This is a genomic window from Pseudoalteromonas sp. SR45-4 (genome assembly GCF_014163535.1).
GTDB classification, from domain to species: Bacteria; Pseudomonadota; Gammaproteobacteria; order Enterobacterales; family Alteromonadaceae; genus Pseudoalteromonas; species Pseudoalteromonas nigrifaciens.
In genome coordinates, this window is the sequence record NZ_JACJDO010000032.1 from 34108 (window position 1) to 48572 (window position 14465).

General features: G+C 42.0%; 12 protein-coding genes, 7 tRNA genes and 1 pseudogene. 8 read left to right on the forward strand and 12 right to left on the reverse strand.

Annotation, left to right across the window (positions count from 1 at the left end; genetic code table 11):
• Nucleotides 1-18 precede the first annotated feature (18 nt).
• The 5 genes from cmoA to H5058_RS13360 all read left to right on the forward strand — a co-directional run bounded on the left by cmoA (nucleotide 19) and on the right by H5058_RS13360 (nucleotide 4369).
• Nucleotides 19-744 (forward strand): carboxy-S-adenosyl-L-methionine synthase CmoA, encoded by a 726-nt coding sequence (gene cmoA, locus H5058_RS13340; RefSeq protein WP_011328611.1) that lies wholly within the window; start codon nucleotides 19-21, stop codon nucleotides 742-744.
• Nucleotides 745-760: 16 nt separating this feature from the next.
• Nucleotides 761-1729, forward strand: coding sequence for a tRNA 5-methoxyuridine(34)/uridine 5-oxyacetic acid(34) synthase CmoB (gene cmoB / locus H5058_RS13345; protein WP_182678564.1), 969 nt, complete (start codon nucleotides 761-763; stop codon nucleotides 1727-1729).
• Between the two features lie 189 nt (nucleotides 1730-1918).
• Entirely contained in the window at nucleotides 1919-2971 is a 1053-nt protein-coding gene (gene purM / locus H5058_RS13350) for a phosphoribosylformylglycinamidine cyclo-ligase (RefSeq protein ID WP_011328613.1), read from the forward strand.
• A complete protein-coding gene (gene purN / locus H5058_RS13355) occupies nucleotides 2971-3618 on the forward strand; it encodes a phosphoribosylglycinamide formyltransferase (RefSeq protein WP_011328614.1) in 648 nt (215 codons plus the stop codon). Before purM ends, purN begins: the two co-directional genes overlap by 1 nt.
• Entirely contained in the window at nucleotides 3563-4369 is an 807-nt protein-coding gene (locus tag H5058_RS13360; protein ID WP_080516814.1) for a DUF3108 domain-containing protein, read from the forward strand. The genes purN and H5058_RS13360 overlap by 56 nt, the downstream gene beginning before the upstream one ends.
• Before the next feature lie 135 nt (nucleotides 4370-4504).
• On the opposite strand, the gene H5058_RS13365 is transcribed toward H5058_RS13360, so the two are convergent.
• Both H5058_RS13365 and H5058_RS13370 read right to left on the reverse strand, forming a co-directional pair.
• Nucleotides 4505-4939, reverse strand: coding sequence for a PACE efflux transporter (locus H5058_RS13365; protein ID WP_011328616.1), 435 nt, complete (start codon nucleotides 4937-4939; stop codon nucleotides 4505-4507).
• A 114-nt stretch (nucleotides 4940-5053) separates the two neighbouring features.
• Entirely contained in the window at nucleotides 5054-5818 is a 765-nt protein-coding gene (locus H5058_RS13370; RefSeq protein WP_011328617.1) for a class II glutamine amidotransferase, read from the reverse strand.
• A gap of 312 nt (nucleotides 5819-6130) precedes the next feature.
• Here H5058_RS13370 and fadE point away from each other — a divergent pair, with 312 nt between their 5' ends.
• Nucleotides 6131-8590, forward strand: coding sequence for an acyl-CoA dehydrogenase FadE (gene fadE, locus H5058_RS13375; RefSeq protein ID WP_011328618.1), 2460 nt, complete (start codon nucleotides 6131-6133; stop codon nucleotides 8588-8590).
• Nucleotides 8591-8781: 191 nt separating this feature from the next.
• Nucleotides 8782-10722 (forward strand): S9 family peptidase, encoded by a 1941-nt coding sequence (locus H5058_RS13380; RefSeq protein ID WP_182678566.1) that lies wholly within the window; start codon nucleotides 8782-8784, stop codon nucleotides 10720-10722.
• Nucleotides 10723-10830: 108 nt separating this feature from the next.
• Here H5058_RS13380 and H5058_RS13385 read toward each other — a convergent pair.
• The 9 genes from H5058_RS13385 to dnaQ form a co-directional block, all read right to left on the reverse strand.
• A tRNA-Asp gene (locus H5058_RS13385) sits at nucleotides 10831-10907 on the reverse strand.
• Between the two features lie 54 nt (nucleotides 10908-10961).
• Nucleotides 10962-11038: transfer RNA gene (locus H5058_RS13390), tRNA-Asp, on the reverse strand.
• A 47-nt stretch (nucleotides 11039-11085) separates the two neighbouring features.
• Nucleotides 11086-11162 (reverse strand) — tRNA-Asp (locus H5058_RS13395).
• 38 nt (nucleotides 11163-11200) lie between these two features.
• Nucleotides 11201-11277 (reverse strand) — tRNA-Asp (locus tag H5058_RS13400).
• Between the two features lie 33 nt (nucleotides 11278-11310).
• Nucleotides 11311-11387 (reverse strand) — tRNA-Asp (locus H5058_RS13405).
• 41 nt (nucleotides 11388-11428) lie between these two features.
• Nucleotides 11429-11505, reverse strand: a tRNA-Asp gene (locus tag H5058_RS13410).
• Between the two features lie 26 nt (nucleotides 11506-11531).
• Nucleotides 11532-11608, reverse strand: a tRNA-Asp gene (locus tag H5058_RS13415).
• Between the two features lie 98 nt (nucleotides 11609-11706).
• Entirely contained in the window at nucleotides 11707-13077 is a 1371-nt protein-coding gene (locus H5058_RS13420) for a TIGR03503 family protein (protein WP_089368529.1), read from the reverse strand.
• Between the two features lie 9 nt (nucleotides 13078-13086).
• Nucleotides 13087-13800, reverse strand: coding sequence for a DNA polymerase III subunit epsilon (gene dnaQ / locus H5058_RS13425; protein WP_011328622.1), 714 nt, complete (start codon nucleotides 13798-13800; stop codon nucleotides 13087-13089).
• Between the two features lie 68 nt (nucleotides 13801-13868).
• On the opposite strand from dnaQ, the gene rnhA reads away from it, so the two are divergent.
• Nucleotides 13869-14333: a ribonuclease HI gene (gene rnhA / locus H5058_RS13430; protein WP_011328623.1), complete on the forward strand. Its 465-nt coding sequence runs from the start codon at nucleotides 13869-13871 to the stop codon at nucleotides 14331-14333.
• Nucleotides 14334-14370: 37 nt separating this feature from the next.
• Here the strand turns inward: rnhA and H5058_RS13435 are convergent.
• Nucleotides 14371-14465: pseudogene (locus tag H5058_RS13435) on the reverse strand (IS5/IS1182 family transposase); the annotation flags it as partial.

Consider the following 14465-nt stretch of genomic DNA (forward strand, 5'->3'; position numbering starts at 1 on the left):
TTCAAAGAGACTGGCTTCGTGACCATTAAAGACAGTATTTATGCCTCTGAGCAACAAGTTAAAGACTTTAGTTTTGATCAAAACGTAGTCGAAGTTTTTCCTGATATGATCCAGCGCTCTGTGCCGGGTTACGCCACTATAGTAAGTACTATGGGTAAACTTGCCGGTGAGTATGCGCAAAGTAACTCTAACCTTTACGATTTAGGCTGCTCGCTGGGCGCGGTTACATTAAGTATGCGCCGTAATATTCGCACCGATAACTGCCATATTATTGCAGTCGATAACTCACAAGCTATGGTTGAGCGTTGTAAGGTACATTTACAAGGCTTTAAGTCAGAAGTACCGGTTACCGTTACTTTAGGAGACATTAACGAGCTTGAAATTCAAAATGCTTCAGTGGTGGCAATGAACTTTACGCTGCAGTTTATTCCGCATGCACAGCGCCAAGCAGTCCTTGAAAAAATATACGCCAACTTAAAACCCGGCGGTGTATTGCTGCTGAGCGAAAAAATAAAAGCCGAAAACGAGCTGTGCGATAATTTACTAATTGACCTACACCACGACTTTAAACGCCATAATGGGTATTCGGAGCTTGAAATAAGTCAAAAGCGCACCGCTATTGAAAACGTAATGCGCCCAGATACGCTAAGCACGCACTTTACCCGCTTAAAAGACATTGGCTTTAGCCAAACTCAGGCGTGGTACCAATGTTTTAATTTTTGCTCAATGATCGCAATTAAATAAAGAGAGTAAGTAATTTATGTCTCAATGGTTTAACCAATTTTACGCTGCTATTGCCCAAAGCCCACTTAGTCACTGGCTAGAAACTCTGCCTGCGCAATTAAAACATTGGCAGTTAGAGGCAAGTCATGGCGACTTACCACAGTGGCAAAAAGTGCTTAAAAATTTACCTGAGGTTAAAACTCAACATGTTGATATTACTACTCAGGTAAAAATTGGCACTCCGGGTGAAATGACCGATGGTGAGCAAAAACAAACCCTGCATTTGTTAAAGCGCATGATGCCATGGCGCAAAGGCCCATTTAGTGTTCACGGTATTGAAATAGATACAGAGTGGCGCAGCGATTGGAAATGGGATCGCCTGCTTCCACATATTGAGCCACTCAAAGGCCGCACAGTGTTAGATATTGGCTGCGGATCGGGCTATCATTTATGGCGTATGCGTGGTGAAGGCGCTCAGTTTGTAGTAGGCATTGACCCTTCTGACTTATTTTTGTGTCAGTTTCAAGCTATAAAACACTTTAATCCCGACGAAAACGTACACTTATTACCACTGGGTGTTGAGGCACTACCCGAGTTAAAAGCATTTGATACGGTATTTTCGATGGGGGTACTTTATCACCGTCGCTCGCCTATCGACTTTTTAGCGCAATTAAAAGCACAACTGCGCCCCGGTGGCGAGCTGGTACTAGAAACCTTAGTCATTGAAGGCGACGAAAATACAGTGCTTGTACCCACTGATCGCTATGCAAAAATGCGTAATGTATGGTTTATTCCAAGCACTGCGGCATTAAAACTGTGGATGGAGCGCGTGGGCTTTAAAAACGTACAAATTAAAGACTGCGCAATTACTACGCTAGATGAGCAACGCAAAACAGCTTGGATGGAAAACGAATCGTTAGTCGACTTTTTAGATCCAAACGACACCAGTAAAACCATTGAAGGTTACCCAGCACCACTACGTGCTATTTTAACTGCTAAAGCATAGCGTTAACGGCAACATCAGCAAACAATAAAAAACGCCTACGGGCGTTTTTTTGTTTATTTAGCCAGCAATTAGCGGACAAGTGTCCTGTTAATTATTTCAATACTATATTTACGCTAGCCGCGGTTACGCAATTGTTGTAAAATACGCGCGTTTCTAAGCAACCCAAAACAACTATTTTGAGGAAAACCTGTGAGCGAACAAAAACAGTCTCTAAGCTATAAAGACGCGGGCGTAGATATCGACGCTGGTAATGCACTTGTTGAGCGTATTAAAGGTGTGGTTAAAAAAACTCGTCGTCCTGAAGTAATGGGCGGTATTGGTGGTTTTGGCGCACTTTGCGAAATTCCAGCAGGTTATAAGCAACCAGTATTAGTTGCCGGCACTGATGGTGTGGGTACTAAGTTACGTTTAGCTATCGATCTTAAAAAGCACGACACTGTAGGTATCGACTTGGTCGCTATGTGTGTAAACGATTTAATTGTTCAAGGTGCTGAACCGCTGTTTTTCCTAGATTACTATGCAACAGGTAAGCTAGACGTAGACACTGCCGCAGACGTAGTAACCGGCATTGGTAAAGGCTGTGAAATTTCTGGCTGTGCCCTTATTGGTGGCGAAACCGCAGAAATGCCTGGTATGTACGACGGCGAAGACTACGATATGGCTGGTTTTTGTACCGGTGTTGTAGAAAAATCAAAAATTATTGATGGCACTAAAGTAGCCGCGGGCGATCAACTTATTGCCCTTGCTTCAAGTGGTCCGCATTCAAATGGTTTCTCGCTAATTCGCAAAGTACTTGAAGTATCTAACGCAGATACAAGCGCTGATTTTGAAGGCAAAACATTAGGCGAAACATTGCTTGAACCTACTCGCATTTACGTTAAACCACTGCTTGAGTTATTCAAGCACGTTGACGTACACGCGCTTTCGCACATTACCGGTGGCGGCTTTTGGGAAAATATCCCACGCGTATTACCTGCCTCTGCAAAAGCAGTAGTAAAAGGCGATAGCTGGCAGTGGCCACCTATTTTTAACTGGTTACAAGAAAACGGTAACATTACTACGCATGAAATGTACCGCACATTTAACTGTGGTGTAGGCATGGTATTAGTTGTTCCAGCCGACAAACTTGAGCAAAGTTTAAGCATGCTAAAAGACTTGGGCGAAAACGCATGGCACCTTGGTGAAATTCAAGACGCAGCGCCTGGCGAAGAGCAAGTTGAAATTGTAGGTGGTGCTAAGTAATGGCACCCACTCGTCTTGTAGTTTTAATCTCAGGCGGTGGCTCTAATTTACAAGCCATTATTGATGCCTGTGAAAGTGGCGAGATAAATGCGCAAATAGCGGCTGTTATTAGTAACAAAGCAGACGCTTATGGCCTTGAACGTGCTAAGCAAGCAGGCATTGCTACACAAGTGCTGAGTCATAAAGATTTTGACTCGCGCGAGGCCTACGATACACAGTTAATGAGCATCATTGACTCTTTTATACCGAATCTAGTTGTATTAGCTGGGTTTATGCGTATTCTTACTCCTAACTTGGTGCAAAAATATATTGGAAAAATGTTGAACATTCATCCATCTTTGTTGCCTAAGTATCAGGGGCTGAATACCCACCAAAGAGCAATTGATGCAAATGATGATGTTCATGGCGTAAGTGTTCATTTTGTAACTGAAGAGCTAGACGGAGGTCCGGTTATACTTCAGGCAAAAGTACCTGTACTCAAGGATGATACAGCAGACACACTAGCAAAACGCGTGCACGAACAAGAGCATATAATTTATCCTTTGGTGGTCAAGTGGTTCAGTGAACACAGACTAACTATGGAAGCAGATTATGCAGTTCTTGACGAAACAAAACTTCCTGCACACGGCGCGCAGTACCCACAATAAAAAAATAAGTGCCCTGCTATTATGTGTGGGCACTTTACTTCCAACTAGCCTTATTGCCGGCGAATTGACACAGTACGAAGCTAAGTATGATATTTTACGCAAAGGTAAAAATCATGGTGAAGCCGTGCGTGAACTCAAAAAGATAAGTGACGATAACTACGAGTTAACCTATCACAGCAATATTGAGTGGATGATTTTTTCTGACTCACGCCAGGAAACCTCTAAATTTACCTTTAAAGATGGCAAAGTGAGCCCGCATCATTATTCAATGATCCGTACTGGCACTGGTCCTGATAAAGATTACAACATTGATTTTGACGCACAAAAAAAAGTAGTTAACAGTAGTCGCAGCGAATACCCGCTTGAATGCGAATGGACTGATGACTTTCAAGATGCTATTTCGTATCAGGTACAAGTGCGCGAAGGTTTGAAAAAAGGCGAAACCAGTTTTTCATTCCCATTAATCGATAAAAAAGGTAATCGCCGCGACTACAATTTTGAAGTTGTTGCAACAGAGATGATTTCATTACCTATCGGCAACGTAGAAGCAATTAAAGTAAAACGCTTATACGATAACGACAAACGCCAAGCACTTGCTTGGTTTGCACCAGAAATGGATTACATGTTAGTGCGTATGTGGAAAGGTGAAAAAGGAATGGAGCAATTTGAAGTACAAATAAACTCATTTACCGTGACAACACCTGTCATTGCCCCACCTGCTGATATTAAAAAAGTAACAAGCCCAGAGTAAGCAATTATTTTTAGCTACAAATGGCTTTATTACTATTTGTTTATATCTTTATTACTATTAGTTTATATAAAGCGCGATGCAAATCGCGCTTTTTTTATACGTTTTTTCGCGATTAAATCTAAAAGTTAAGCTTTATTATGCTTCACTTTGCTGCTGCGCAGAAGCTGGCAAGCCAAAAACTCGATCGAACGCCCATGTAAAAACAATTGCATAAACAAAAAAGAATATAAAAAATCCAAGGTTCGCTATAAACGCACTAAGCACTGAAATTTTCAACCACAGCGCCATAACCGGCACTAAAATTAAAACAAGGCCACCTTCAAAGCCAATTCCGTGTAATAAGCGACGATTGAATGAGCGACCTTTTATTGTTTGCTGGGACTCCCAGCGCTCAAATAACGCATTAAATACATAGTTCCAGCTAAGTGCTACGCTGGATAATACAAAAGCGAGGCCTATCGCCGAAGTGGCTGATTTATCAAACATAAAACTTATAATAGGGCCAACAAAAGCAATGGCAAATAATTCATACAACACAGCTTGTAGAATACGGCGTTTTTTAGGAGTCATAATATAATTCCGATAATAAATAATATACTGGGTCAGCTCAATATAAAAGCCCGCGTCTACTTTACTACAACAGTTGTTTGCCTCTCAACTAAGCGCTAAAGGCAAAAAACAAGCTTAAATCAATTCACCCATCTTAAATAATACAAACTCACCCGGCTGCATTTTTTTCCAGCGCTCGTCGTTAGTCAGTGGTTTTGTTGCTATAACACTAACAATATCGTTGGGCGTGGTTTCTTCGTTAAAATCGACCACCATGTCAGCATCAATCAAGGTCGCTTTTCCAAAGGGCGCACGGCGAGTTATGTAATGTAAGTTATTGGTACAGTAAGCTAAAACAAATACGCCATCGGTCAGCAGCATATTAAAAACGCCCTTTTCACGCAGTGTATGCGAAAGCGTTGCTGCATAACGAAATACCGATGCCATATCCTCTGGCTTATTTGGGTACTTAGTGCGTATTTGATCCAGCAGCCAGCAAAAAGCCAACTCGCTGTCAGTATCGCCAACAGGTCGGTAATGATCAGGCTTTAAATCATGGTAATTAGATAACTGGCCGTTATGCGCATAAGTAATTTCGCGCCCCCACAGTTCACGCGTAAACGGGTGCGTGTTTTCAAGGCATACTTTACCGCGGTTACCTTGGCGAATATGGCTAATAACGGACACACTTTTAATCGGGTATGCTTTAACTAACTTAGCTATTTCTGACTGGTAGCTCGGCTGCGGATCTTTAAAGGTTCTGCAGCCTTTGCCTTCGTAAAATGTAATACCCCACCCATCTCTATGTGGCCCAGTATTACCGCCGCGCTCCAGCAGCCCCGAAAAACTAAAACAAATATCTGTAGGCACATTCGCCGACATGCCAAGCAATTCACACATAAAATAAATAACCTTTAAACCACGTATTAATAAATAACGTTATATTTTTATATTAAGCGTACACTATTTAGTTGTGTGTACGGGCGTCTATATTTACTTAAAAAATAACATTTTACTATTAGATTAAATTTTTTTTGTCGCTATGAATGCATAGACTAAAGCTGTAACTTACTTTATTAACGCTGACTCTATTAAATGAGCTGCTTTTTTACGGTTATTTCGATTAAAATTTAACTACGTAAGGTACTTGAAACTTAGCGTTACTAACGCTACTCTAACTAAGGTGGTCTGACCTCTAATAAGGAATTAGCAATGACACTCATATTTACACTCGGTTTAATCGCACTGCTCAGCGCAGCGGTTTACCACAGAGCAAGTTGGAACACCGCACTTGGTGTTTCTATTGCAACATTATTAATTGGTACCTTTGCGGGTGCTTTTGGTTTAATTAGTTGGATAATATTTTTAATTATAGCGGTGCCTCTCTCTGTTACTGGTATTCGCCAGCAATATATTGTTAAGCCTCTTTTTACTATGTTTAAAAAAGTAACGCCTAGCATGTCTGATACTGAAAAGTCAGCCATTGATGCCGGTACAACATGGTGGGAAGCTGATTTATTTTGTGGTAACCCAGATTGGAAAAAGTTACACCAATATCCAGTGCCTAAGCTAACTATTGAAGAACAAGCCTTTATCGATGGCCCTGTTGAAGTAGTGTGTAGTATGCTCGATGACTGGGAAGCAACACACGAACTTACCGATCTTCCTCAAGATGTATGGCAATACCTAAAAGATAACAAATTTTTTGCCATGATCATCAAAAAAGAATATGGCGGTTTACAGTTCTCAGCATTTGCACAGTCGTGCGTACTACAAAAGCTAACCAGTAAATCAACCTTACTTTCGTCAATTGTTGGCGTACCAAACTCATTAGGCCCTGGTGAATTACTCCAGCACTATGGAACAAAAGAGCAAAAAGACCATTACTTACCGCGCCTTGCCAGTGGCCAAGAAATTCCATGTTTTGCATTAACCTCGCCAGAAGCAGGTTCTGATGCAAGCTCAATTCCAGACTACGGTGTAGTATGTAAAGGACAATGGAAAGGTGAAGAAGTTGTAGGTGTTAGCCTTACATGGAACAAGCGTTATATTACGCTTGCACCTGTGGCTACGGTACTAGGGCTTGCATTTAAATTACAAGATCCTGATGGTTTAATTGGTGATAATAAAGAGCCTGGCATTACCTGTGCACTTATTCCAACCGATACTCCAGGGGTTGAAATTGGTCGTCGCCACTTCCCGCTTAATGTGCCGTTTCAAAATGGTCCTACGCAGGGTAAAGATATATTCGTACCGCTTGATTACATTATTGGTGGGCCAGATATGGCAGGCCAAGGCTGGCGTATGCTGGTTGAGTGTTTATCGGTTGGCCGTGCAATTACATTGCCGTCAAACTCAGCCGGTGGCATTAAAATGATTGCTGTTGCAACCGGTGCCTACAGCCGTATTCGTCGCCAGTTCCGCTTACCTATTGGTAAAATGGAAGGCGTTGAAGAGTCGTTAGCAAAACTTGCTGGTTATGCATATAGCTCTGATGCTGCAGTAAGCATGTCTACCGGTGCGGTAGATTTAGGCGAAAAACCTTCGGTTGTTTCGGCTATTATTAAATACCACCTTACAGAACAAATGCGTGACTCTACCCTGCACGCCATGGACGTACTTGGCGGTAAGGGCATCATGCTTGGGCCAAATAACTATTTAGGCCGTGGTTATCAAGGTGCACCTATTGCGATTACCGTTGAAGGTGCCAACATTTTGACCCGTAATATGATTATTTATGGTCAAGGTGCAATTCGCTGTCACCCGTTTGTACTTACCGAACTAGGTGCGTGCGAAATTGAAGACCGTGAAGAAGCGCTAAACGTATTTGATAAAGCATTAATGGGTCACATTGGCTTTACCATGTCTAACCTTGTGCGCACTAAATGGCTCGCGTTAACGGGTGCTCGTTTTACAAGTGTGCCGTACAAAGACGAAACCGCTGAGTTTTACCGTATAGCGTCGCGCTTTAGTGCATCACTTGCACTTATGTCTGACATTAGCATGGCAGTATTTGGTGGCTCACTAAAACGTAAAGAGCGTATTTCTGCTCGCTTAGGTGACTTACTAAGCTACCTATACTTAGTGTCTGCAACGCTTAAACGTTATAACGACGAAGGCCGTAAAAAAGAAGACTTCCCGTTAGTACAGTGGAGCTGTCAAGATCACCTGTATCATTGTCAACGCGCACTTGCTGATTTAATTAATAACATGCCTTCTGCTCCACTGCGTGGCGTATTAAAAGTATTGTTATTCCCGTTTGGCCGTCCGGTTCGTAAACCTACCGACCAACTTGAACACAAATTAGCGCAAATACTACAAGTACCTAGCGAAACGCGTAATCGTTTGGCAAGCTATGTGTATTTAACAAATGAGCCGCTTAACCTTGTAGGCCGTCAAGAGCAAACGCTTAAAGACGTACTTGAAGTTGAGCCATTATTTGACCGTGTATGTAAAGAAAAAGGCCTTAAACTGCCATTCTTTCAGCTTGATAAAGTAGCGCAAATGGGTCTTGAGGCTGGTATTTTAAGCCAAGCAGAAGCTGACAAGTTAGCAGCTGTAGAACAAGCTCGTTTAGACGTTATAAACGTTGACGACTTTGATCCTGCTGATTTACTCGCTGGTAAAGCAGCTCGTAATAATAAACCTAAAAAAACTGATGCCGCTAAATAAGCCCAGCATCTACTTTTAAGTTATAAAAGCCAGCACATTATGTGCTGGCTTTTTTATGTGTAAGATTTTGATACACTTTTGTTGTACATAAAACCAGCTGCTTATTGCGTTTAAAAACTGTTCAGGTAAAACTGCTATAAATACTTTAACCTAAATTCGGGTTATAAAAACAACAGTGAAGGAACGTAACAATGAAGCAAATTATTAAACTTACAATAATTACATGCGCAGTTACCCTAGCGCTCTCTGGTTGCAGTGAATCAACCAACTCATCCTCATATACAGCCCCGCTAACCAGCTCTAAAGCGCATGTAAAAGAACTGAGCACCTACTCAGCTGAAACATTTTTTGATACCACCTCAATTATGGGGAGTAGCTTTTCACCCCATGGCGATAAAATTTTAGTCAGTAGTGATGAAAGTGGCATTTACAGCCTATATGAGGTTAATGTCCAAACAGGCGGCAAAACTCGCTTAACCGATTTTACCGACAGTACCTACCCTATCCGCTATTTTCCAAATGATGAGCGAGTGTTGTTTACAAAAGACACGGGCGGTAACGAACGCTTTCATATTTATGTACGCGAAACTGACGGCACAGTAAAAGACTTAACCCCAGGGGATGAAACCCGTGCTAGTTTTGCCGGCTTCACTAAAAATGCCAGCCAATTTTTTATTACCAGCAATCAGCGTGATGCTAAGTTTATGGATTTATATCGCGTTAATAGTAAAACCTATAAAGTAACGCCTGTTTATCAAAATACTTTAGGACTAAATGTAGGTGCAATAAGCCCAAATGGTCGTTTTATTGCGCTGTCTAAAAGTAATAGCAACAAAGACAGCGATACCTTTATTTTAGATACTTATACTAAAACACTAAAGCCACAGTTAATTTCAAAACACCATACACCTGCTCAATACAGCCCTGAAACCTTCTCTGCCGATAACAAATACTTATACTACTCTACAGACGCTAAAGGTGAGTTTTCGCAGATGTGGCGTTATGACCTAGCTTCTGGCGAGCACAGCCCAGCTTTAGCCGATGACTGGGACGTAAGCTTTATTTATTTCTCAACGTCGGGGCGCTACCAGGTAAGTGGTGTGAACGCCGATGCCAGCACTAAAGTAACCGTGATCGATACGCAAACGAATAAAGAAATTGCCATGCCTAAGCTACCGGCAGGTAATTTACGGGGTGTGAGCTTTTCAGCTGATGAGCAAAGCATGGCCTTTTATTTAAATTCAGACACTGCACCTAGTAATTTATTTGTATGGCAAGTAGGCAGTAATAACACGCAGCAATTAACTAATACCCTCAGTAAAAAAATTAATCAAAACGATTTAGTGCAAAGCACTATAGTACGCTTTAAGAGCTTTGATGGTTTAGAAATACCAGGTGTTTTATATAAACCCAAGCAAGCGAGTAGCACCAACAAAGTGCCTGCGTTAATTTGGGTGCACGGTGGGCCAGGCGGACAAAGCCGTACCGGTTATAGTGCGATGCAACAGCATTTGGTAAATCATGGTTATGCCATTTTTGCAGTTAATAATCGAGGCAGCTCGGGCTATGGTAAAACCTTTTTTCATTTAGATGATAAAAAGCACGGCACCGATGACCTACAAGATATTGTATACGGCAAAAAACATTTACAGAGCTTAGAGTGGGTCGATACCGATAAAATTGGCATTATGGGTGGTAGCTATGGCGGCTTTATGACCGCGGCAGCCCTTGCCTTTGAACCCGAAGAGTTTAAAGTTGGGATTAATATTTTTGGAGTAACCAACTGGGTACGTACACTTAATTCTATTCCACCTTGGTGGGAGAGCTTTAAAAAGTCGCTGTACGACGAAATGGGCGATCCGGCAACAGACGGGGATCGTCACCGCGCCATTTCACCGTTATTCCACGCTAGAAACATCATTAAGCCACTTATGGTTATTCAAGGCGCTAACGATCCGCGCGTGTTACAAGTTGAAAGTGATGAGCTTGTAGCTGCAGTTAAAGCCAATGGCGTACCAGTTGAGTATGTATTGTTTGACGATGAAGGTCATGGTTTTAGCAAAAAAGAAAATCGGATCACGGCATCAAACGCTTACTTGAAATTTTTAGAGCAGTATTTAAAAGCTGAATAAGTTTGCACTGATTAATTTATGCCTGCATTTTTGTGGGCTTTTTTATGTGCTAAGAAATGTAATTTATGATTTTGATTGTATTCAACTTGTTATTGAGGAAATAACAAGTGGCGGAGTGGACGGGACTCGAACCCGCGACCCCCGGCGTGACAGGCCGGTATTCTAACCAACTGAACTACCACTCCGCAGTGGTATGTGCATGGGGTAATGCACTTACTAATTTTGTTACTGATATCAAATGGCGGAGTGGACGGGACTCGAACCCGCGACCCCCGGCGTGACAGGCCGGTATTCTAACCAACTGAACTACCACTCCGCAAAGATATCATATTACTTTTACTTTACTTGTATTACTTAATTTGTTGGCGGAGTGGACGGGACTCGAACCCGCGACCCCCGGCGTGACAGGCCGGTATTCTAACCAACTGAACTACCACTCCAGCATACAAATTTTATACTATAACAATGTTTAAATAGTTGGCGGAGTGGACGGGACTCGAACCCGCGACCCCCGGCGTGACAGGCCGGTATTCTAACCAACTGAACTACCACTCCAGCGTATATTTAAACTGTTATCTTTTTTCTTATTGGCGGAGTGGACGGGACTCGAACCCGCGACCCCCGGCGTGACAGGCCGGTATTCTAACCAACTGAACTACCACTCCAGAATAAGAATATGTTTTACAACCATATGTTGTGTAAGCGTTGGCGGAGTGGACGGGACTCGAACCCGCGACCCCCGGCGTGACAGGCCGGTATTCTAACCAACTGAACTACCACTCCAGTTTTGCTTACAAGTTTTCGAAAATTGGCGGAGTGGACGGGACTCGAACCCGCGACCCCCGGCGTGACAGGCCGGTATTCTAACCAACTGAACTACCACTCCACATTTTCGTTGCTGTTTGAGTCTCCCCTGACAGCGGCGTGAATAATACGAACCAGCCCCTATTTCGTCAAGGGCTTTTTCGCTTTTATTTAGGTTTTTTAGTCATCTGTCATCGAAAGGTTTAAAATTTCACCGCTTTTGTCATTTTTTGAGCCGTTTTTAGTACTTTGCTTTTTTTCAGAATTACCAACATCGTCATTTGTTGTTGTCTTTTTATTTATAAAAGGCAGCTTCACTTTAAATTTAAGCGATTTTTTCTGTACAAAAATACGAATTGCCAGCCAACCCATTAATAAAACGCACAGATTTCCAACAATAATTAAGCTGAGTAAAACCCAATTCGCTATTTTTTCTGCTACGGGTTCACTCTCAATCATTAAATCAGGTGGAATTATGGTCGCTGGATCAACTGCTGGTACCGCTTCTATTGGGCGTGCAATTTCAAATTTGTACGTTGGCAGCGTTGCCATAAACTCACGACCCTTTATATTTGTGCCAAAAATAGACAGCTCGACACTATATCGACCCCAACCATAATTTTTAATTGCTAACTGCCTCGTATGTTGTGCATCCGACTCTATACTAAACATTTGCTCTTCGTTATTAGGGTAGTAAATTTTACCCTGCATAATTACGGTTTCTGGCTTAACTATTGTGTCATCTAAATTAATAGCTAAAAGGTGCTCGTTACTTTCTTGCTCTGCTAGCGTCATGTCGTAACTTACTGGGGCAGAATGTACCACAATGCTGCTTTGCACTATTCGACGTTGTAATAAGGGGGTTGCTATGTAGAGTTCGGGGATCCATTCTCCTTCGGGAAAGTCTAATTTAAACTCGCCCGTAAAAACGCCATCGTTTGGGCGTTCGTCAAACCCTCGGCCATCATCTTTAAATTCAGCGACTTCTTGAGTACTGGCTCCAAAATTAGCAGCCTCTGCACTATTAGTACTTACAAAATCAACATTTAAGGTAACGACATCTCTAAATAGATTGGCATTTATGGGAGCACCGTCATTTAAAATTTTTCCGGTGATTTTTATTGTCTCGCCTCGAAACAGCATTTCCGGTAACGGCTCTGCCTCAAGTGATACCTGGCCTAATACGACAATGCGGCTGTCGGGTAAGATATTACCTATAACTTGCCAAGGGCCAGCCATGGGGTTGCGTATGGTAACCAAATCATAACTAAGCTCGTCATGCCAACTTAAGTCAGGGTTTTTAACTGATTCGGTAGCAAAATATTTACTGCCATCGGGCCTTACTAAAATAACAGCCGGTGAGCCTGGTTTTCTAAAAAAAAGTAAGGTTATTTCAGCTACTTTACTATCAATACGAAAACGATTATCTAATAAAGGGATTTCATTTTGCCTCCCATCACGCTTTAGTACTTCAACTTGTTTAACGCCATATGCGCTGGTTGCAAAAAAACTAGCAGATACTAATGCGGTTACCAAATAAAAGGTTTTCATAATATGGCCTTAATCAGCGCGCCATATACAGTGGCCGCCTTCATTATTAACAATATCTAATCGTGCTTCGTGTGCAGCTTGTTCTGCCTCACTGGCGCTTAATACTACAAGAGGTGCTCTTTGGGCGCTTAAGCGTCGTATTCCGCCTTTTTGCTGATCGGTATCGTCATTTTTATTTTGATTCAAATTTAGCTTAACTTGTCCGCCAGTCATTGCTAGGTAAACGTCAGCTAATATTTCAGAATCCAGTAATGCGCCGTGCAAGGTTCGCTTAGCGTTATCTACGTCGTAACGACGGCATAGCGCATCTAGGTTGTTCTTTTGTCCTGGATGCAAGTCACGCGCCATTTTAAGCGTGTCGAGTACTTGACAGAAAGTGGCCGTTTTAGGATAGCCCTGGTTAAGCAGAGAAAATTCGTTATCCATATGGCCAATATCGAACGGCGCATTATGAATAACCAGTTCTGCACCCTTAATATAATCAAAAAACTCTTGAGCAATTTGATGAAACAATGGTTTATCACGTAAAAACTCATTAGTGATACCGTGAACATCTATTGCTTCTTCTTCACTGTTGCGCTGCGGGTTAATATACACATGAAAGTTATTGCCGGTTAAGCGGCGATTTACTAATTCAACACACCCTATTTCGATAATACGATGCCCTTGTTTAGGGTCGATGCCTGTGGTTTCTGTATCTAAAACTATTTGTCTGCGTGCCATATCGAATTAATCCTGACTCTGGTATCTTTCTATAATCACTTTATTGTACATAATATCAAGGTAAAACAGTGGAAAAAACCGTAGAGATTTATACCGATGGTTCGTGCTTAGGTAATCCAGGCCCCGGTGGTTATGGTATATTCATGATTTATAACGAACATGAAAAAAAATTGAGTCAAGGTTATAAACTAACAACTAATAATCGCATGGAAATGCTGGGGGCAATTGTGGCTCTGGAAGTATTAACTCGCCCATGTGTTATTAATATCACTACCGATAGCCAATATGTGAAACAAGGTATTGAGTCTTGGATCACGAATTGGAAAAAGCGCGGCTGGTTAACCTCAGCTAAAAAACCAGTAAAAAATGTCGACTTATGGAAACGCCTCGATTTAGCGTGCGCTAAACACACCGTAACCTGGAAATGGGTTAAAGGGCATAGCGGTCATAAATACAATGAAATTGTAGATGACTTAGCGCGCGATGCCGCTGGCAGTAAAGATTTACTCGATGATGTAGGTTATCAACCTTAAAGCTGATTAGGGGCTGTTGATCTTTGTAGTACATATATCAATCAGCCCACATTGGTAGCCACATCATAGTAAATGCTAAAGCGAGCATTGAATGATAATTTCGTTCAAGCTTTTCATACCGCGTGGCTATCC

Excerpts from the sequence above, each read along its gene's own strand:
- cmoB (WP_182678564.1), top strand. The coding sequence starts at position 761 with ATGTCTCAATGGTTTAACCAATTTTACGCTGCTATTGCCCAAAGCCCA.
- purN (WP_011328614.1), top strand. The coding sequence starts at position 2,971 with ATGGCACCCACTCGTCTTGTAGTTTTAATCTCAGGCGGTGGCTCTAAT.
- H5058_RS13360 (WP_080516814.1), top strand. The coding sequence starts at position 3,563 with ATGCAGTTCTTGACGAAACAAAACTTCCTGCACACGGCGCGCAGTACC.
- H5058_RS13365 (WP_011328616.1), bottom strand. The coding sequence starts at position 4,939 with ATGACTCCTAAAAAACGCCGTATTCTACAAGCTGTGTTGTATGAATTA.
- H5058_RS13370 (WP_011328617.1), bottom strand. The coding sequence starts at position 5,818 with ATGTGTGAATTGCTTGGCATGTCGGCGAATGTGCCTACAGATATTTGT.
- fadE (WP_011328618.1), top strand. The coding sequence starts at position 6,131 with ATGACACTCATATTTACACTCGGTTTAATCGCACTGCTCAGCGCAGCG.
- H5058_RS13380 (WP_182678566.1), top strand. The coding sequence starts at position 8,782 with ATGAAGCAAATTATTAAACTTACAATAATTACATGCGCAGTTACCCTA.
- H5058_RS13420 (WP_089368529.1), bottom strand. The coding sequence starts at position 13,077 with ATGAAAACCTTTTATTTGGTAACCGCATTAGTATCTGCTAGTTTTTTT.
- dnaQ (WP_011328622.1), bottom strand. The coding sequence starts at position 13,800 with ATGGCACGCAGACAAATAGTTTTAGATACAGAAACCACAGGCATCGAC.